We start from the raw sequence: 18,846 nt of genomic DNA, 5'->3' as shown, positions 1-18,846 counted from the left end.
TTGCTGCACATCGTCTTTCGTGCGCCTTCTTGTGGCGTCTCAACGGCGGCGGTGGGGGGCGTCGGCAGCCCGGAAGCTCCCGCCGAAAGCCGTCCTGCCGCTTGTGGGCCACGCGCATGGCAGCCTAAGCTGCGCAATCAGCTGATACACGAGGCGTGAACGCCGCGCGGTCACAGCGAAATGCTCAGGTATCAGGGTTCAATTTGACTTGGCCAAAATCGATCTCAGCCTGCGGCAAAGCGTCGACAATGTTCGAGATACCCGGCCTCGTGCGTCGCCGCGAGATCGACGATGCTTCGCCAGAGCCAGGAGGGCGCATCGAGATTTGCGGCGCGGCGCTTCTTGAGGACACTACCCCAAGCATCACGTTGCCCGTCGTCGAGCTGCCGGGCGTGGCCGACCCCGACGACGAAGGCCAGATATGCTGCGGCGGCGACCGCCTCCTTGCGTGAGAATTGCTCGACCTCGATCTTGAGGTCCTGTGGAGCGAGCTCACGCAGAACGACCGGTTTGCCGAAAAGCCGCGCCGGTATCATGCGCTCCCCAAGGTTCGGGGCGAGCGCGCGGGCGCCCGCCACGACGCGCTCGGCGGCGTCGCGCGGCATTGGCCGGCCGGCCGTTGCCGGCGCTACCGAGGTCACCGCTTCCTTGATGTCGACTAGGGCGAGAAACTCGTCGGAAGATTTCGACTTGGCCACGCCCAGCAGCACCGCATAGCGCAGACGACCGAGCGAGCTGCACCCCTTGCGCCAATAAGCGGCATCCACGACGCGCAACCGCCCCTTGCGTCCGAGCCCCGCCAGTTCCAGAGCGCGCTCGCGAACCTCGGGCTCGTCAAATAGCGCGTCGATTCCGCCGCGCTCCTTGCCTGACAATTCCCAAAAGCGCTTTCCCAGCGGAATGACGGGCTCGGTGTCGCCGATCCTCTCCCTCGCAAGGTGTTTCCACCGCCGCCCAATGGCGCGAGCGCGCACCGAACTCACCACCTCGGGCTCGACCGGGCAGTCATTTGCCTCAGGGGAGATCGCATGCAGATAGCCGTCGATCATCCCCTCGACCATCCGCGCGGTGACGATACCCGGCAGATCGGAGCTGCGCGCCGCGGTTGCGAGCGACAAGCCCAGCCTTATCAGGTCCAGCGCGGGGTTGCCGATCACCGTCTGGTCCAGGTCGCGAATCTGAATTTCGACGCGACGCTCGGCGTCGGCCAAGGGACCGAGATTGCCGAGATGACAATCGCCGCAGATCCAGATCGGCGGCCCCTCCGGGATATCGCCGGCGACAGGAGAGGCTGCCAGCCATTGATAGAATTGAGCGGTATTGCCCCGGACATAGGCATGAACCGACCGGGCCATTTTGAGGGCACGTCTGCGTTCCAGCACCATCGAGCGGCGCGCCGGTTTTATAGGCATGCTGCGAGGCTAACGAGGGCGTCGGAAAGAGCAGGCCAGGCAGCAAGAAGACCCATGGTCGCTCAATACCGTTTCGTCAGCAGAATGTTCCCCCGCGCCGCAACTGCCACTCCTCGCTCCAACCGCGACGATAAGACCATGTGGCGTTAGCCCACGCGGCCGTGCCTTCTACCCCGCCGCGATGGCTTTGGCGATTTCGTCGCTCTTGGCTTGCTTGAGCACGCTGCAATGGCGAATGCTTTCGAGCGTGCGTTCGTAGTTGAGGACGCCATTGCCGGACGCGCGAATGGCCGCGCCAATCTTGGCGTCGATATGGGCCGCCTGATCGGCGCTGCACGCACCGCCAAACGCTTGCGGCAGGCGGCTCGTAATGAAAATGCCGTTTCCGTCAGCGGAAAGCTTTGCATAGTTGGCGAAGATCCAATCGGTCCCGAGATCGCGCGTGTCGGGGTTGCCGACGATCCCAAAGATCAAGCCGATCCTATCGAAGCTCCGCATGCGTTTGTCGTCGAGCGCCAGCAAATAGCTTGCGGCATCGGCATGGCCGCTGAAGGCGGCGGCGCCAAGGGCATTCTGACGAAAGGTCGGGTCCTCGCTCGACAAGGCTTTGTCGAGCAGCATCTTGACTGCGGTCAGCCCCCCGTCCTCCGCGACTACCTCCAGCGCATCTCCGAGGAAGGCCGGATCGAGCGCGGCCTCATCGCCGGCCAGATATTTCTCCCCGGCGCCCTTCAATTTTGCCCGGACGGCGGGATCGCGCGCGTCCTCCGCCACCAGGCCGACGAGTTGCTGACGCAGTTTCTGCTTGCCCGGATCTTCCTTGGCATAAACGCCGGCCCCAGGATCGAACCCGAGCGCCGTCAGTCGCGGCGTGTAGATCGACGCCATCAGCGCGCGATAGGCAGGCAGCGAGTCCGAGCCGATCATCCCGCGCCGACGCAGGCCCGCGATGCGCTCGCCGCCATCGACGCTGGCCGTTGCATCGGGATTCTGCGCCATCGCACGCGCCTCCGCAACTAGCCATGACGCGGGCGCCTTCCCTGCACGGAACGCCGCCCACAGGCTGTCGGTCGTTGCGATCGCTTCGCCCGGCGAAAGGGTGGCGGACGATGCGATCAGCGATTGCCAGTCCGCCGGGGCAAGGTTGAACCGGTAATAGCCGGTGCCCCCGACATTGGGCATGATCACCCCGGTCGCAGGGGCCTCGAGTGTCGTCGTCTGCTGGTCGAGCAACGCGCATTTCTTGGCGGCATCCACGCGCACACAGAATGGAATCGTCCACTGGAGCGGTGCGGGCGTCGATCCGAAGAATGCGTAGCGCGATTGGGTGATGGTCAGCTTGCCGTCGCGTCGCGCGATATCCACCACCGGCACGCCCTGTTGATCGACGAACGATTTGAAGGCGGCCAGCACGCGGGGATCTTTCGCGGAATCAGCAATCGATTCGAAAAACTGCTCCGACGTTGCGTTGCCATACGCATGACGTTCGAGGTGAAGCCGTACGCCGGCCTTGAACTTGTCGTCGCCGAGATAGGCCGCAATCATGGCCACCACCTGGCCGCCCTTACCGTAGGTGATTCCGTCGAACGCGGAATCGATCTGACTGTTTTCGGTGATCGGCTGGTGGATCGGGCGGCCGACCTCGAGCGCGTCGGTGTTCATCGCGCTGAATCCCTCGTCGAGCGCGCCGACGCCGATATTCAGTTCGGGCCGCCACTCGTTGCCGATGCGATAACCCATCCAGTTGGCGAAACTCTCGTTAAGCCAGATATCGTCCCACCAGGCCGGTGTGACCAGATCGCCGAACCATTGGTGCGATAGCTCGTGCGCGACGACCATGCCGAAGCCCTGCTTGTCACCGGTGGTCGCTCCAGGGGCGAGAAAGATGATGCCGTCGCCATAGGTATCGGCGCCGGCATTCTCCATCGCGCCGGGCATGATCGGTGTACCAATCTGGTCGAGCTTAGGGAACGGGAACGGCTTGCCGAAATAGTTTTCCAAGAGGCTGACTATGCGCGGCGTCTCCGCCATGACGTACGCCATCTTGTCCTTTTGCGCGTCGGTCGCGACGGCGCCATAGGGCATCGGCTGGCCGCGTTCGGCGGTCGGAGCGATCATCCCGACCTTGCGAACGAACGGCCCGGTATCGATGGCGACGAGATAGGTCGGCAACGGGCGGGTAGGCGCGAGTTGATGTTTCTCCAATCCCCCCGCCGCTTTAGTGACCGATGCCTGGGGCGCGTTGCCGACGACCACCAGACCGGGATGCGTGGTGACCGACACCGTAAACGGCGTTTTGAAACCGGGCTGATCGAAACCGGGATAGGCGGCGCGGGCATCGATGCTCTCGAACTGCGTCCAGCTATACCATTTATCGCCGACCTTGACGTGAAACAGCCCCGACGCGCTGTCGGAGAAGTTCCCCGAATAATCGAAGATCAGCGTGGCGGCGCCCGCCGGCAACGGCGAGGCAAAATCCAGCCGCGCGGTGCCTGTCTTGTCGACCTGCGTCCACTTTGCTGCGATCGTTTTGGCGCCGGCCCTTGCAACGACCTTCGACACGCGCAAATCGCGGCCATGGATGTACAATGACGAGGTGGACGCCTTTACCGTGATGTCGATTTCGTCATGCCCGGAAAACGTCGCGGCTTCGGGTAAGATGGTGAAATCCAGGCGGTAGGCTTTGGGAACCGCCGTGTCGGAGAGTTTACCTTTGGGCGCCGCTGCGTCCGGCACGATCTGAGTTTGACTGGTTGCGGCGGGGCCAGCTGCTTGCGGGTAGGCCATCGCAGCGGACGACAGACACATAGTGGCGACAACAAGACTGAACGAAGCGCGCATCGGGGCCCCTCTCGCAACGGTGTACTAGAAGAGTAATACGCACAATGAGGCGGGGCAAGAATAATCAACGGCGCAGGAAACCGAAATCGGCGGCTTGGCGCCCCTTTGCGGTCGTCAAGCTCGGTCCAGCGTCTCCCTGAAACCTGCCGTTCGTTCAAAAATAGCATCTGAGGCTGCCGTCGCGTGGAAAGCGGTCGTTAACGCGCTCCTTTCTAAGAACTCCGTGAGGAGACGGCCATGTGGCGTAACCCAATTTTCTCGGGTGTCATTGGCGCTGCGGTCGCGCCCCGAATGCTCCTAATAATATTAGTGTTTCGCCGTGTCCGCTGGCGCACTGGTTAGACATGTGGCCGATTTGGGTGATGGCCATGGTCAGTTCAGCTGTACTATATCCGACAATGCGGAACGGAACTGAAATAGAAAATCTGCAAAGAAAGCATCGCGTGCCGCGCCGCTAGGTATGCGTCCCCACGACCGAAGTCGCATCGTTCGACATGCCGCCGTCAATCGGCTCGTGGTCAAGGTCACCGGGGCGAATTTGAGGCACACCAACGAAGCTAGTATTTGAACCGGCCCGGTCACGAGGACGGCATCTCGATGCTCTCGATTAGTTCCCGTTTTTCAATTCAGCCTTCCCAACCTGACGCGCAGCATCACGGGTACGGACGGCAAATTGATGCCATAATCCGTTTGATCGCCATGCCACATTCTCTTCGCGATCCACTTCCCGGAATCGTCCAGCTTTCCCTCCTCGACGGAAAGATACTGCCATCGGTCGGCGCGGCCGGTCGCGGTGCGCGCAAATCTTATCCGGACATCGCTGCCTATGACGATGAACTCATTGTCGCTGATGTGCAGCATCGCGACGCCGCCTACCGGCTGGCCGACGGTCGGGCTCGGATCCGTCTTGACGAACGTCCAGCTTTCGTCACCGATGAACCAGCGATCGAATTGCGCCGTAACTCGCCAATCGCCGAAATCATGCGACTGGTCGGCGGGAGGAAAATCCTTGGCAACTCCCCAGCCGTCATGGGTGGCGGCCAGCCTCGCCCATCCGCGTGCCATCGGCGCCATAACGGCATATTTCGAGGAGAATGCGTCGATCGTGGCGGGATCGAGCGCCTTTGCCCCGAGCGGGTAATTCACGTAGCCCGTCGCGTCCATGCCAAACGGCGCATAGCCGATCGCACCGCGTCCCAGCGCGGCCCAGAAGAACCGCGCATAGTCGGCTGCATTGCCGATTTCGGGGACGAAGAGCGCGTTATCGGGGCGCGAATATGCAGCAAGGTAGGCGTCAACACGGCGCCAGTCGCGCGTGTAGATATCGGGCGCGACCAGATCGATATGCGGCGCTGCTGCCTTCCAGATATCGATCATGTTCCAGTCAGGCGAGCCGCTGGATATCCATTTGGGATTAGATACCGCGGCGAACGGGTCGCTCAGCGCGGCGTTGCAATACATTGGGAGAGACTTCACCGCTTTTCCGGCAGCCGCAATTTCATCGATGTAGCGCGCCGTATACCAACTCATAAAGGCTGGCTCGGCGAGCGGTCCGAAGAGATCGCGCCAGGTCTTACCCGACCGCTTGGTCCTCGCAGCCAGTTGAGCTGGCACCGGAGCGTCGAATAGCTTATCCGCCGCAGGCGAGCGATCCCGCGGAATGCCGAATGCGCCGGCTTCATTTTCCACCTGGACCATAATCACGGTATTTTGGGCGTCTCTCGCCGCCAGATGACGCATCATCGCGGTAAATGCGGTGCGATCAGCCTCCAGCGTGACGCGAGAAAAGGGGGACAGCGCGGACAGTGGTTGGCCGGTGTCATCGAGCTTGCGCGGGAAGCGCTTCAGGTTTGTCCGGACCCATTCCGGCACATAACCCGCGCCTCCATTCTTCCACGTCCCGAACCACAATAGAACCAAGCGAATGTTGCGGGTTCGGGCCTGGGCCAGCAAGGTATCCAGGAAAGTAAAATCGAACCGGCCCTCGACAGGTTCGACCTGTTCCCAGGACACCGGCATTTCGAGCGTGTTCGCGTGAAGCCGCTCGACCGTGTCCCACACTTGCGGCAGCACCGACGCGTCGTTGGAGGAATTATTGGCTTGGGCGCCAAGCATAAGGAAGGGCGCACCGTCGACGATCAGCGCGTGCCGGCCTTTCGCGTCGGATTCGATAGCCGGGAGTGACGGCTGTGGCGCAGCAGCGACCGAGTGGCCGCTGACGGCAAGGCACACGGATGCTGCCAGTAATCGGCGCCAGCCGCTCACCTTGCATTTCCCGTGACAAAGCGTTCCAAGCCCGAGAGCCCCGCCGCGAAGATAGCATCGGCGATGATTTCGCTATGCCGCCCTGAGCGGCCTTGGGGCTCGTCGAACGTCGCGTGCCACTCGACGAATGTCGCCCCGGTAGCGGTTACCGGGGCGGCACGGATCGTCGCGGTGTAATTATCGACCGGAAAGGCTGGCGTGACGAATGCGTACGTCAGGCAGTGCCCGCCATCGTCCAAAGCCAGCAGCCGTTCCTCAACAAGTGCCCCATCGGCCAGATGAAACGCCCTGATCGCCCCCACGGCATCCGCTGGCTTGCCGTCGACAATGACGCCGTCAAGCACTGCGTCGTGCCAGTCGCACAAGCGGTCGAAAGCGCGGATGGCCGACCAGACCTTGTCGAGCGGTGCGGCGATGACCCGGCTGGCATAGACGCGCATGGTTCCCTGTCTCCCTCAAGTTTCTAGTGCTTGTGGCCAAGGGCCTTGAATGTCCCGACCTGCTCGCGGATCGCTCGTTCGGTCGGCAGGCGCTCCATGCTCGACGCTCCGAAAAAGCCGTGCAGACGATCGCATCGCGCCAGAACGTAAGCAGCATCATCGGGTTCGGCGATCGGTCCGCCATGGCACAATATCAGGATGTCGTTTCGCACGGAGCGCGCTGCATCGGCGATAGCGTCGATACGATGGACGCAATCCTCCAGACTTGCGACATTTTCCGCGCCAATAGCACCGCCGCTGGTCAGGCCCATATGGGCGACAATGATGTCGGCGCCCGCGCGCGCCATCTTGGCGGCCTGATCCGGATCGAACACATAGGGTGTGGTCAGCAGGTTCTTGGCATGCGCTCGCGCGATCAGGTTGATCTCCAGGGCGAAGCCCATCCCGGTTTCTTCCAGATTCATCCGGAAATGCCCGTCGATGAGTCCGACGGTCGGAAAGTTCTGGACGCCCGCAAACCCGAGGTCTCGGAGCCGGTCTAGAAAATCATCGAATACGCAGAATGGATCGGTACCGTTGACCCCCGCCAGGACGGGCGTATTCCGCACGATCGGCAGCACTTCCCGCGCCATGTCCAGGACAATGTCGTTGGCATTGCCATAGGCCAGAAGACCGGCAAGCGAGCCGCGCCCCGCCATGCGATATCGGCCCGAATTGTAGATCACGATCAGGTCGATACCGCCCGCTTCCTCGCATTTAGCGGACAGCCCCGTTCCCGCCCCGCCGCCAATGATCGGGCGGCCGGCAGCAACGAGTGCTCGGAGGCGCGCGAGGATCGCCTCACGGTCATAACGTGGCATCGATCGTCTCCTCGTACGCAGCCGTCATTGCATCGGCAAAGGCAGGGTCGTTGATGTGACACGGCATGCGGATCAGCCGGCGCTTGCTGGTGGGGACCCAAGCCGTCTCAATTGCGGAGAAGAGCGCCTCGGTTGCTTCGGGATCGTAGAACGGCATCCCAGGAGCGTCGATCGCGGACACCCCGCCTTCGGGGAGGAAGAATCGGACCTCTCCGGGACATGCGTTGAGCTTTTCGACGATGAAGGCGCCTATCGCGCGATTTTCTTCCGTCGTGGTCCGCATGAGGGTCACTTGCGGGTTGTGCTCGTAAAAAAGGCGACCGGCATACCGCCCGGGTATCGTGGCGGGCGCGCCGAAATTGACCATGTCGCATGCGCCAACTGAGCCGATATAGGGGATGGCGGTGCGTGCAATCGCCCCAAGTCTGTCTTCGGTCGCTGCCATGACGCCGCCTGCGATGAAGTCGGCGATCTCGGTCAGCGTGCAATCGATCACCCCATCGACAAGGCCTGCATCGACCAGCTTCTCCATCGTTCTGCCGCCCGTACCCGTGGCGTGGAATACAAGACAGTCGTGCTTCCTTTCGAGCGACCGGCTTATCCGGTCCACGCATGGCGTAGTCACACCGAACATCGTGAGCCCCACCGTCGGTTTTCCGTCCAACCGATCAGCGTGTTGGTTCGAATTCGCCGTTGCCATGGCCGTGATCGCGGCGGCTGCGTTGGCGATAACGCGCCGCGAAATCCGATTCAGCCCAGCGATGTCGGTAACCGACGGCATCAGGATCAAGTCGCTCGCATCGACATAGGGTGCGGTGTTGCCAGAGGCGACCGTGGATACGATAACCTTCGGCGTGCCGATCGGCAGTTGGCGAAGGGCCGGCGCAACGAGCGCTGTCCCGCCGGAACCGCCCAGAGCGATCGCGCCGGCGATATCGCCACGACCCGCAAGGAAAGTTTCGAGGGCCAGACCCATCGCAGCGACCGCGGTGCCCCGATCACCGGTGTTCACCGCGTCCAGCCCGCCGGGATGAGAGGCAGCAACGCTTGCGGCGCTGATATCGGCTGTCGCACTTGCGAAACTTGTGCCCACATCGACGGTGATTGCTCGCCATCCCAACCGCCGGACGCTGGCGGCAAGGTGCATCAATTCTCTTGCTTTGGTGTCGAAGGTTCCGATTACGTAAATGACACCTCCCATCGTACCCCCCTAGGCGAGGTCGAATTCGGCGCGGATCGCGTCACTATGTTCGCCGAGTCGCGGAGCTCCCCGGTCCGAAGTCGGCCGCACGCGATCGATACGCATTGGGCTGGCCGTCGTGCGCATCATACCCGGCCCAGCCTGGATCGATTGCAGCATTCCAAGGGCGCGAAAACTTTCGGCCTGCAGCAACGAGGGCCAATCGAGCACGGCCGCCGCCCAGATATCCTGCGGCTCGAGCACCGCCAGCCATTGGTCGGTCGTGCGCTCAACCAACCGCGCGGCGATGCGGTCGAGCAACATGTCGCGATCCGAAAAGCCGTCGCCAGATCCGGCAAGACCGGGCAAATCGAGCAATTCTTCAAGACGGCTGAGCGGCGTCATTGCCAGCGCGAGATAGCCATCAGCGGTTCGATAGACGCCATATGGCGCCGCGAGATAGGCATTGGCCCCATAGCCGGCGGCGCGCGTCGGCGGCCGGCAGCCATCGTTCAAAAATGTCGTGAGCAGCTCGAACTGGAAATCGACCAATACTTCGAGCAAACTCGTTTCGACCAAACCGCCAGCCCCCGTGCGCCCGCGGCGAACGAGCAACGCGAGGATGCCTTTGGCGAGAATGTGCCCAGCCAGCATGTCTGCAACCGAAAGACCAATCGGCATCGGGCCGGATTCGGCGGTCCCGGTGAGCCACATGACCCCCGACCGCGCCTGCGCCAGGAGATCCTGACCGGGGAGTTTTGCCCATGGCCCTTGCGGTCCGAAACCGGAGACGCTTGCATAGACGAGGCGCGGATTGATGGCGCGAACGTCTTCATAGCCGAGACCGAGACGCTCGACGACACCTGGCCTGAAATTCTGGATGACGACATCGGCTCGGGCGATCAACGCGCGGAGCCCGGCAAGATCGGCGCTGCTTTTGAGATCGACCGCGAAGCTCTCCTTGTTCCGGTTGATCGCGTGAAACAGCGTAGACTCGCCCGCGATGTCGGTGTCGGTGAGGTAGAGGTCTCGGCAAAGGTCGCCCGACCCCGGGCGCTCTATCTTGATAACCCGAGCGCCGAGATCGCCCAACTGCAGCGCGGCGGAAGGACCGGCGAGAAATTGTGACATGTCGAGGACGAGGAGACCTTCAAGCGGCGCAGAATCGCGCGCGCCCAAACGTTCGGCAGCTTCCCCAGCGCGCATCGAATGCACTTGCCTCGCCCTTACATTATTGTTTGCTGGCTAACATACAGTCTATATATGAACGATCAATCCGAAAACGGGGATGCCGAAACAGGGTCCGAAAAATGGCCTCTGCATGCGCAGCTCACCGTTATCGGAAGCCTCGCGTGCATGGCCCGCGGCGAGCAAAATAACGATGTCGGTGCGGGTGGTATCCGGCAGAAAAATGGGGGAAAAGCTGCGCTGCCATGACCGAAGTGAATCTTTCGACCGACGAGCGCCGCCGGAAATACGCGGTACCCGCGCTGGAGAAGGGCTTGGACATCCTCGAGCACCTTGCCGATCAGGCGGTACCGATGACGCAGTCCCAGCTCGCGCGAGCCATCAATCGCCAACCGGGCGAATTGTTTCGGATGCTGGCGTGTCTTGAGGGCCGCGATTATGTCAGGCGCGATATAACGAGCGGAGGCTATTCGCTCACGCTTAAGCTCTTTCAACTCGCACGCATTCATTCCCCCTATGAAGCATTGGTCGCAGCCGCGCGCCCTTTCATGCGGGCCCTAGCAGACGAAGTCCGTGAAAGCTGCCACCTCACCGTTCTGCAAAGCGACCAAGTTCTGGTTCTCGCCCAGGAGGAAAGCCCCAATCCTTTCCGCCTCTCTGTCGAGGTCGGATCTTCTCATTTGCCGCTGCGGACCAATTCGGGGCGTCTATTGCTGGCCGCGCTGACTCCCGCCGAACGGGCCGCGATGTTGGAGCGCCTGCCCGATTGGCAATCGATGGACGACAAGGCGCGCAAAGCGAAGCTCAAGCGGATCGGCGAGGTCAAGGCTCAGGGGCATGCCCGATCGATCGGCGAACGCTTTCTTGGCGGCGCGGACATTGGGGTCCTGATCGGCAGCCCTGGCGCTCCCCTCAATGCGGCGTTGACGATCGCGACGCTCATCGATGCGAACGGCGAGGCGCCGCTCGAACGCCTGCTCGAACCACTGAGCAGGACAGCAGCCGCGATCACTCGAGCAGCGGGCCTGGATCTCGATACGTCGAGTCTTTCTCGCGTGAGCGCCGACATGAAGGAAGACAAATGAAGCGTCGGTTCGGATGGTATTGGCTGGTTGTCGCACCCTGTCTGATCGGTGCGGGTCCGGCAGCAAGGGACAAGTGGGCAGCCGGCTGGTTCAGCGCGCCTTTCGCGCCGTTCGCGGTACAGCCGGCGACCACACCGGCCATCTTCGCCAACCAGACTACACGTCAAATTCTGCGCATCGATGCCGCAGGACGGTCGATACGGCTCAAGCTGACCAACGAACTCGGCATCGCTCCGTTGAAGGTGGCCGGCGTGCACGTCGCATTGACGGATCCTGCCGGAGCGATCGTGCCCGGAAGCGATCGCACAGTCACGTTCGACGGTGAAAAGGAGACGTGGCTTCCCGCCGGAGCCCCCCGATTGAGCGATCCCATCAACGTGCCGGTCAAAGCGCTGCAGCATATCGCCGTCTCGATCTTCTATCGCGATAAAGTGGTTCCCGCGGCGCACCACGCGGATTTGATAGTCGCGCCCGGCGACCAATTAGACAGGCTCGAGATGCAGGCAGCGCATCGGGAACGTGGCCCCGGACTGGTGTCGGAAGTGGATGTATTGCGCGATGTGGCGGCTCCGGTGATCGTCGCCTTCGGCGATTCGATCACCGAAGGCGCCGCCTCCACGCCCGGCAAGGATATGAGCTGGCCACAACAATTTGCCGGCCGGCTCGCCGCCGATCCTCGCTACAGGGGATGGAGCGTGGTCAATGCGGGGATGAGCGGGAACCGCCTGCTGCACGAGGGCTTCGGGCCTCCTGCCCTCGCCAGATTCGATCGCGACGTATTGGCTGTGACGGGCGTCACGCATGTCGTCCTTCTGGAAGGGATCAACGACATCGGCTGGTGGAACAAACCGGACAGCGAGGTCACCGCTGCAGAGGTAATCGACGCCTATCGTCAAATCGTGGCGCGGGCGCATGCGCGTGGAGTGAAAGTCGTCGGTGCGACGATCCTTCCCTATAAGGGGGCGGTCTATTTCACGCCCGAAGGCGAACGAATGCGTCTTGAGGTGAACCAGTTCATCCGAACCGGCGGCCTGTTCGACGGGGTGATCGATTTCGAGAAGGTCGCGGCGGACCCTGCCGATCCCGCGCGGATTGATCCCAGACTCGAGCCGGGCGACCATCTCCATCCGAATGATGGCGGATACGCGACGATGGCCGCGGCGATATCGCCAAGCCTCTTCGAAGCCAGACGCTGACGTTTGCAACGGAGGCGCATCCCGCCGGCGACGCGCAGGCGCATGATCGCGTTACGCGCGATCTCCGGCCGCGGCTGCGGTGAACCGGTAGCGGCCCGATCCCGCCACCAGTTCGACCTCGGTGGGCAGGACACGGCGAACGCGGATGCCCGTCGATAAAGCCAATGGGCGACCACCTTCGCGCAGTGCCTGCGGATGGGACGTCGGCAGTACGATGGTCGCCCGCCGACCGACTGGAATCTCTATTGCCACTTCCAGCAGAGCGCCATCGGTCTTCCACGCGCAGCTGACCACGCCTTCGCGCATCCTATAGCTGGCACTCACGCGGTCGATCCCATGCAAGATGCGAGGCGCAATCCTGATCGCATCACCGCGTTGTCGGGAATGATCGACGTCCAAGCCCGCGAGCCGTCGATAGAACCAACCCTCCGCATGCCCGAGCATGAAGTGATCGAGCGATTTGGTGGGATTGGCATCCCATGCTTCGGTCAACGTCGTCGCCCCATGTGCCAATTGCCAAGCATAGCTCGGCCGATCGCGGACGTTGAGCATGTCCAGGACAATGTCGTCCCTATTGGCTGCCGATAGCGCGTCGATGACATACCGAAAGCCAATATCGCCCGCGGTAACGCCATTGCCTTCTCGTCGAATGGATCGGACCAACTCGCGTTGCGCCTTCGATTGAAACGCAGCGGGCACCAAACCGAGCGCTAGAGGCATCGCCTGGGCGGTCTGACTGCCGCGTTCATAGCGACCGGTGCCCCGGTCAAGAAATGCCCGGTTGAACCGAGCAGTCGCCCAACGAGCCCTTGCGGCGTAGCGTCGAGCTTCAGCGTTTCGCCCGACGACAGGTGCCATTTGCGCCATCGTTTCGAGCGTCTGGATGTATATTGCTGTTCCGGTCAGCGCGCGGCTCGTCAACTGCGCCTCACCCGGCGGATTGGGTCCGACATCGTACCAATCGCCCATTCCGAAGTTGAGGAGCCCGTCCCATTCTCGACTGCGCCCGGCCAGGTAGTCGCAATAGCGCACCGCAGCCGGCCATGCCGAGTGCAGGATCGTGGCATCGCCATAGAAGCGATATGCCGCCCAGGGAGCAAGGATCGCGGCGGCTCCCCATTCCGGAGAATTTCGCCAAATCTGATCCTGCCCTTGAGCGTCGATAAAGGCGACATATTCCGGCGCGATGCCCGGTACCATGCCGTCACGCTGCTGCGCGTCAGCAATATCGCGGACCATTTTCTCATAGAGCGGGATTGCGTCGCGATTGTAGAGGACGGTCGGAGCGTTGAGATAGGTCTGCTCCAGCCAACCCAGCTTCTCGCGATGCGGACAATCCGTGAGCACCGAAACCATGTTGCTGGTCACTGCCCGATCTATCAGTCGATGGATTTGTCCAAGCAGAACCGGCGCCGCATCGAACGTCCCTATTCGCTCGATATCGGCATGGAGCACGTGCCCCCGGACCGACACTATCGCGCTGCGGGGAACCCCGCTGAGCTCCAGATAGCGAAATCCATGATAACTGAATTGAGGCTCGAACCGTTCGACGCCGCCTGCCGCGGTGTAGCGAAATTCCACTCTGTTGCCGGGTCCGGCATTGAAACTCTGTTGGGTTACCCGCCCGTTGCCGTCAAGCGTTTCTCCAGGGAGCGCCACCAATGTGGCACCTCGCTCGGCCCGAAGTTCGATGACCGGCCGCCCTGCGAAATTCATCCCAAAATCAACCAGAACCACGCCCGGTGCCGGTTCGGACATGCTAAGGGGAGTCATGGCATCCGCGACAATTACTGCCGGCGAACCCGCTGCGTGCAATTCGCCGCCCGGTCCATTGACCGGGATAACAGGTAACCAGGCGCGCCTATCGGCCCCGCCCCGATCCCAGCCGTCGGGCCAGGATCGAGCATCCCAATCCTCACCTCCATAGATAGATGAAAACTGGATCGGACCTTCAGCCCAGCTCCACTCGCTGTCCGTAGTGATCAGCCGCGTCGAACCGTCGGCAGCTCGGAGCGACAGCTGCAAGATCGCCTTTGGCTGGCCGAAGCTGTCGAGAAACTTCGTGTAGCGGCCTTCTCGATGCTCGACATTGTACATGCCGTTGCCCAGCGAAAGCGCTAGCATGTTATCGCCGTCGCGAAGCAAGCCGGTGACGTCATAGGTGTCGTAAAGGACGGTGCGTCGATAGTCCGTCCATCCCGCCGCGAGGCCCGCCGGTCCGACGGGCCTGCCGTTGATCGCGAGCTGATATTGGCCCAGTCCACACACGGAGACGACGGCGAGAGTCGGTCGACTAATCAACGCGAAGCTCCGTCGCATCACGGGTAGCGGACGTGCCGGGACCATGGCCGGAGCCGCCTGTCCCGCGATGTGGGGCGGCAATGCTCGATCGGGCTCAGCTGCGATCCATCGCGCGGTCCAGTCGTTGGTGGAAAGGACGCCTGTCACGAAAGAATCAGGCACACTCCATTCGCTCCAGCGACCGGTCCGATCCGCCACGCGGACGGTCCACCAATACCGGCGGTGGCTGCTAAGCTTGAGCGGCGCCGGCGGGCGAATGCGTTGATCGTCACTGGCAACGGCACCACTCTTCCAAATGTCGCCCGTCCCTGCGCGCACTTGATGGGGGTCGCTGCCGACGACGACTTCCCAAGCGGTCTGTCGCAGCGACCGGGCGTCGGGTTCGACCGGCGTCAGCCGCCAACCGAAGCGCGGGCGCAGCGTATCGATTCCAAGTGCGTGCGATCGCCATTCTGTGGTCAAACCGGTAACCGCTATATCGGCGCCTCCGGCCAGCGCCCTGCCTCGAGACGAGGCGAGCGACGGTAACAACATCGCGGCACCCATCCCACCGATTGCTGAACGTCGATCGACGGTCATGATCGAGGCAGCGGCACGATTGCTTCGGATAGAATCCTCACCGGGCCCATCAAGCCGGCCGGGATGAGCGTCGCATTTGCCGCCGGCAACCATTCCTTGCCGCCACGTAATGCGGGATAGACCCAGGCGACGCGCTCGCTTTCCGGCAGGGCGCGGTCACCGACCAAGCGGTTGTGCCAAACGTTTGTGACGATGATCTCGATCTCGTTCTCGCCCGGGCACAGAGCGTCTGTCACGTCGATACGGAAAGGCGCGATCCACCGGCTACCCAGTCGGCGGCCATTGACCACCAATTCCGCGATTTCCCGGACCTGCCCGATGTCGAGTAGCAGACGCAGGTCGGGCCGGAACAGATCCCGGCTCAGAGCTATGCTGGTCGAGTAATGGCCGGCGCCCGAATGGTAGCGCACGCGCGGCGGGTCGAGCGTGGACCAAGCGACCGGCGCCGCCAGCGAGATCACATCCGGAGGCGCGCGCCACCCCGAAAAGCGAAGCTGCCACATTCGGTCAAGGACGACAGGGCGAGGCGCGGCGGGGATGATCAGGTTCGCGCGGCGCCCGTTCGAGTACATGACACGAGCCGCGCCGGCAACGCTACCGACGATAGCAGGCCCCTGATCATGCCAAACCAGGCGTTGGTCGCCTTCGAGCGACGCGTTCGCGACATGAGGCACAGCCTCGCCTTCGCCAACGACGACGACCGCGCTGCCACCCGCCTCGATCTTCACCGGCAAGAATGTGCGTCCGCCTTCGAAGTGCCATTGCGGCGCGGGCGCTCGCTCTCCGTTGAGCGGATCCCAAAAATCGACGGATCCCGCCGCCACACGAAGCGACAGCCTCGTTCGGACCGTCTCGTTGCCGGGGTTGGCGACGAAGTAGACATGGGTCCGCCCGACACGGCGATGCGTCCAATCCAGTTCCGCCGCATCGGGCGCTATAAGATCGGCCGAGACGCCCAGGCGCCGCAGCGCCTCGGACGGCGTCACGCCCCATAGCACTAGCCCCCGGCCGAGGCGGGTCATGCCTTTATCGCCTCGCGTCGCCCACAGCCTGCGGCTGCGCGCGGCGAACTCTCCCGGGTCACGCTCGCGTCCGATGGGGCCGAGCGGAGGTGGCGCCAGGAGTGTCGCGCCTGCGCGCGCCAACCGCTCGATTGCCTGAAGAAACTCGCTTGAATATCGCGCTCCGGCGGGAAGCACGAGCAGGCGGTAACGCATCCCGCCGTCAATGACGATGTCACCGCCCTCGACGCTTGCGCGCCGTATGATCGCGTCGCGGTTGATGCTGTCGTAGCGAACGCCGGGCGGAAGCTGCGCATCGAGTTGGTGTGGCAGCAGCGCACGACTGGGTATTTCCTCGCCAATGAACACCGCGACGTCGACGACGGGGACGCCCTGCTGCAGGATCGCTTGGCAACGCCTCATATAATCGAACCAGCCGCGTGCCTGCCGCCACCAGGTCTGAGTACGACTGAATACCGTGCCGATACCGTTCAACGTCATTCCCGGCGCACGATCCAGGAACGGCTGGGCAGTATAAACGTGGAGCATGAACCGATTCACGCCGCGGCAATATTGTCGGTCGCCGAGCGGTTTGAGCATCGCCGGATGCTCGTCCCACATGATGTCGTTTTCGGTAAAGCTTTCGGTCGCGATGATCCGCTTGCCGTAGATTCGCCCTCCGGACACGGCATCGGCAACGTCGGTCGGCTTGTCGTTTCGCGGCGTTCGAAACCAGAATTCGCCCATCGGCAGATCGGTGGCTTCCGCCCACCGCAAACCATCCACCGCATAGGTCGGACTGGCCGGCTCACCGCTGAACCGGCAGCCGCGGATGTGCGCCAGCGCAGCCACGGTCTCGAAGAATTCGCTTTGCGTCAGCTCGGCGATGGTACGCCGGAAATCATGCAGGAAACACTCACTGGCATCGGCACTCGCGACAGGTATGCCCGCAAGTACGGCGAGCCACGGCTTCAGATCGTATCCGCGGAGTTGCCTGAATTGCGTCGCGAACATTGGCGACCAATTCTGACCGCTAGCCTCCCAACTGTCGACGTGGATCGTATTGAGCACGCGCCCGGCGCGATCGTGCCCTACCCGTTCCAGCGCCGCGCCAAACCACTTGTCGAACTGCAGCTTCACCGCTTCCCGGTTGAAGCGATCCACCTCCAACCCTTGGGCACCGCCCGCTGCGGAGTTCTCTCGTCCGTTTGTCGTATATCCGAGGCGTATGACGCGCCAACGCCCCGCGGGCGGCTCCCAATCGAGCGAACCGTCGCGGCGCAGGTGCTGACTCAAGTCGATGATCTGGTCTGGGTCGACGCAAACCGTATTTGGTGCTTCGAGCGACGTGGTGCGGCGGCTGATCGACCATTGTGCCGCCGTCTTGCCGACAATCTGATGGATTTCGGGTCGCGCGGACAGTTCGAGACTGAACAGTCGCAATCTAACGTCCTGTCCAAAATCGTAATTCTCCAGATAGGGCCCTGGAGCCTGCGGCACGTGAATGAAGCGAAATATCTTGGCCGTGGTTTCCGGCAAGGCGTGGGTCAGCGTGGTGAGATCGGTCTGCCACCCATGTTGCGGATATTCGAGGCAACCGACCGGCCGGAAGATGATCCCATCATCGCTTGCCTCGACGGCGAGAGAATTTGCGGCGCGATAGACACCAGGCGAATACCCCCAGGGCGACGGCGTACGTACTGTGACCGAGCGCAGAGTGAACGGCGCGTCGAACTCGAAGTCGACATGCCCCTCGGCCACGGTCGAAAACACCTCGACGGCATTTTCGGGATCGATCAGGTTTTCGAGCGGGGCTTGCGCGAGCGGCAGGTTCGTCTTGAGGCGCGGCTTCTCCTTGACGCTTGATCGGTCAAGTTCAGCCGACCATGGATACGCCAGCACAGCGACGTCGCGATAATAATCATGACGCGACGGCGGTTGCGGAAGCGTGATGGCCTTCTCGCTGGCAACGGCACGCGTCTCTGAGACGGTCAGCACCTGCATTGAGAGATCGGGGGTAATCCAGGGACCACTGGCCGTCGCCCAGCCGTCGCAGATGTTGAGCGAAATCGTCATGCCGAGCCGATCGGCTTCGGCCACGGCGTGATCTATGAGAGACCACCAATGCGGACTCAACGCATCCGCGGGCGGCGATACGAGCGGCGGCTGCTTGGATGCCCCGATTGCGAATACCATTGCCGTGGAGATGCCGTTGTCGCGCATCGCCGTGAGATCCGCCGTAATCCCTTCTGCCGTGACAGCGCCGTCTAGCCAGTACCAATACGCTCCCAGGCCCGCCTCGGGCGGCGGACGATCAAAACTCTCGGCTAGGCGGTCGGCAGATTGGCCCACCGGTTCGGGATCGCCTCGCCGCGTTCCGGACGCCGGGACGGCAGCGCAAAAAGCGACCGCCGTGCTGCCCAAAAGCAGCGAGCGGCGGTCCAGGTGTGAGCCCGACAGTAATGGAGGAGAATCGATTTTATCGGGCATCGAATGTG

12 protein-coding genes are annotated in these 18,846 nt (G+C 62.5%); 3 read left to right on the top strand and 9 right to left on the bottom strand.

Annotation, left to right across the window (positions count from 1 at the left end):
• Positions 1-224: 224 nt before the first annotated feature.
• The 7 genes from SPR01S_RS09795 to SPR01S_RS09765 all read right to left on the bottom strand — a co-directional run bounded on the left by SPR01S_RS09795 (position 225) and on the right by SPR01S_RS09765 (position 10,204).
• On the bottom strand, positions 225-1,385 hold the full coding sequence (locus SPR01S_RS09795; RefSeq protein ID WP_369405266.1) for a DUF2252 family protein: 1,161 nt from the start codon (positions 1,383-1,385) through the stop codon (positions 225-227).
• 195 nt (positions 1,386-1,580) lie between these two features.
• Complete coding sequence (locus tag SPR01S_RS09790; RefSeq protein ID WP_245661936.1) at positions 1,581-4,148, bottom strand: M1 family metallopeptidase; 2,568 nt, start codon at positions 4,146-4,148, stop codon at positions 1,581-1,583.
• Positions 4,149-4,874: 726 nt separating this feature from the next.
• Positions 4,875-6,518 (bottom strand): DUF5597 domain-containing protein, encoded by a 1,644-nt coding sequence (locus SPR01S_RS09785; RefSeq protein ID WP_066588687.1) that lies wholly within the window; start codon positions 6,516-6,518, stop codon positions 4,875-4,877.
• Entirely contained in the window at positions 6,515-6,958 is a 444-nt protein-coding gene (locus tag SPR01S_RS09780) for an SRPBCC family protein (RefSeq protein ID WP_066588684.1), read from the bottom strand. Before SPR01S_RS09780 ends, SPR01S_RS09785 begins: the two co-directional genes overlap by 4 nt.
• 23 nt (positions 6,959-6,981) lie before the next feature.
• The gene (locus tag SPR01S_RS09775) at positions 6,982-7,818 is read right to left on the bottom strand and encodes a phosphoenolpyruvate hydrolase family protein (protein ID WP_066588680.1); all 837 of its coding nucleotides are present in this window, start codon (positions 7,816-7,818) and stop codon (positions 6,982-6,984) included.
• Complete coding sequence (locus tag SPR01S_RS09770) at positions 7,805-9,019, bottom strand: Tm-1-like ATP-binding domain-containing protein (protein ID WP_066588678.1); 1,215 nt, start codon at positions 9,017-9,019, stop codon at positions 7,805-7,807. The genes SPR01S_RS09775 and SPR01S_RS09770 overlap by 14 nt, the downstream gene beginning before the upstream one ends.
• A 9-nt stretch (positions 9,020-9,028) precedes the next feature.
• Positions 9,029-10,204 carry a CaiB/BaiF CoA transferase family protein gene (locus SPR01S_RS09765; RefSeq protein WP_066588746.1) on the bottom strand — a complete coding sequence of 392 codons (1,176 nt, stop codon included), beginning with the start codon at positions 10,202-10,204 and terminating at the stop codon, positions 9,029-9,031.
• A gap of 57 nt (positions 10,205-10,261) precedes the next feature.
• Here SPR01S_RS09765 and SPR01S_RS21545 point away from each other — a divergent pair, with 57 nt between their 5' ends.
• From SPR01S_RS21545 to SPR01S_RS09755, 3 genes are all read left to right on the top strand, one after another.
• Positions 10,262-10,435: a hypothetical protein gene (locus tag SPR01S_RS21545; RefSeq protein ID WP_157082135.1), complete on the top strand. Its 174-nt coding sequence runs from the start codon at positions 10,262-10,264 to the stop codon at positions 10,433-10,435.
• Positions 10,432-11,271 carry an IclR family transcriptional regulator gene (locus tag SPR01S_RS09760; RefSeq protein WP_066588676.1) on the top strand — a complete coding sequence of 280 codons (840 nt, stop codon included), beginning with the start codon at positions 10,432-10,434 and terminating at the stop codon, positions 11,269-11,271. Before SPR01S_RS21545 ends, SPR01S_RS09760 begins: the two co-directional genes overlap by 4 nt.
• Before the next feature lie 251 nt (positions 11,272-11,522).
• Entirely contained in the window at positions 11,523-12,467 is a 945-nt protein-coding gene (locus tag SPR01S_RS09755; protein ID WP_245661934.1) for an SGNH/GDSL hydrolase family protein, read from the top strand.
• A 51-nt stretch (positions 12,468-12,518) separates the two neighbouring features.
• Here SPR01S_RS09755 and SPR01S_RS21540 read toward each other — a convergent pair whose 3' ends face one another.
• Both SPR01S_RS21540 and SPR01S_RS09745 read right to left on the bottom strand, forming a co-directional pair.
• Positions 12,519-15,347, bottom strand: coding sequence for an alpha-L-rhamnosidase (locus SPR01S_RS21540; protein ID WP_169803414.1), 2,829 nt, complete (start codon positions 15,345-15,347; stop codon positions 12,519-12,521).
• Positions 15,344-18,838, bottom strand: coding sequence for a glycosyl hydrolase (locus tag SPR01S_RS09745; RefSeq protein ID WP_084251081.1), 3,495 nt, complete (start codon positions 18,836-18,838; stop codon positions 15,344-15,346). The genes SPR01S_RS21540 and SPR01S_RS09745 overlap by 4 nt, the downstream gene beginning before the upstream one ends.
• Positions 18,839-18,846: the final 8 nt, after the last annotated feature.

This window comes from Sphingomonas pruni NBRC 15498 (genome assembly GCF_001598455.1).
GTDB lineage: Bacteria > Pseudomonadota > Alphaproteobacteria > Sphingomonadales > Sphingomonadaceae > Sphingomonas > Sphingomonas pruni.
The sequence above is the reverse complement of the archived record's forward strand: the minus strand, read 5'-3'. Positions and strand labels throughout refer to the sequence as shown.

Coding starts and splice junctions, on each gene's coding strand:
- SPR01S_RS09795 (WP_369405266.1), bottom strand. CDS start 1,385: ATGGTGCTGGAACGCAGACGTGCCCTCAAAATGGCCCGGTCGGTTCAT.
- SPR01S_RS09780 (WP_066588684.1), bottom strand. CDS start 6,958: ATGCGCGTCTATGCCAGCCGGGTCATCGCCGCACCGCTCGACAAGGTC.
- SPR01S_RS09775 (WP_066588680.1), bottom strand. CDS start 7,818: ATGCCACGTTATGACCGTGAGGCGATCCTCGCGCGCCTCCGAGCACTC.
- SPR01S_RS09770 (WP_066588678.1), bottom strand. CDS start 9,019: ATGGGAGGTGTCATTTACGTAATCGGAACCTTCGACACCAAAGCAAGA.
- SPR01S_RS09765 (WP_066588746.1), bottom strand. CDS start 10,204: ATGCGCGCTGGGGAAGCTGCCGAACGTTTGGGCGCGCGCGATTCTGCG.
- SPR01S_RS21545 (WP_157082135.1), top strand. CDS start 10,262: ATGAACGATCAATCCGAAAACGGGGATGCCGAAACAGGGTCCGAAAAA.
- SPR01S_RS09760 (WP_066588676.1), top strand. CDS start 10,432: ATGACCGAAGTGAATCTTTCGACCGACGAGCGCCGCCGGAAATACGCG.
- SPR01S_RS21540 (WP_169803414.1), bottom strand. CDS start 15,347: ATGACCGTCGATCGACGTTCAGCAATCGGTGGGATGGGTGCCGCGATG.
- SPR01S_RS09745 (WP_084251081.1), bottom strand. CDS start 18,838: ATGCCCGATAAAATCGATTCTCCTCCATTACTGTCGGGCTCACACCTG.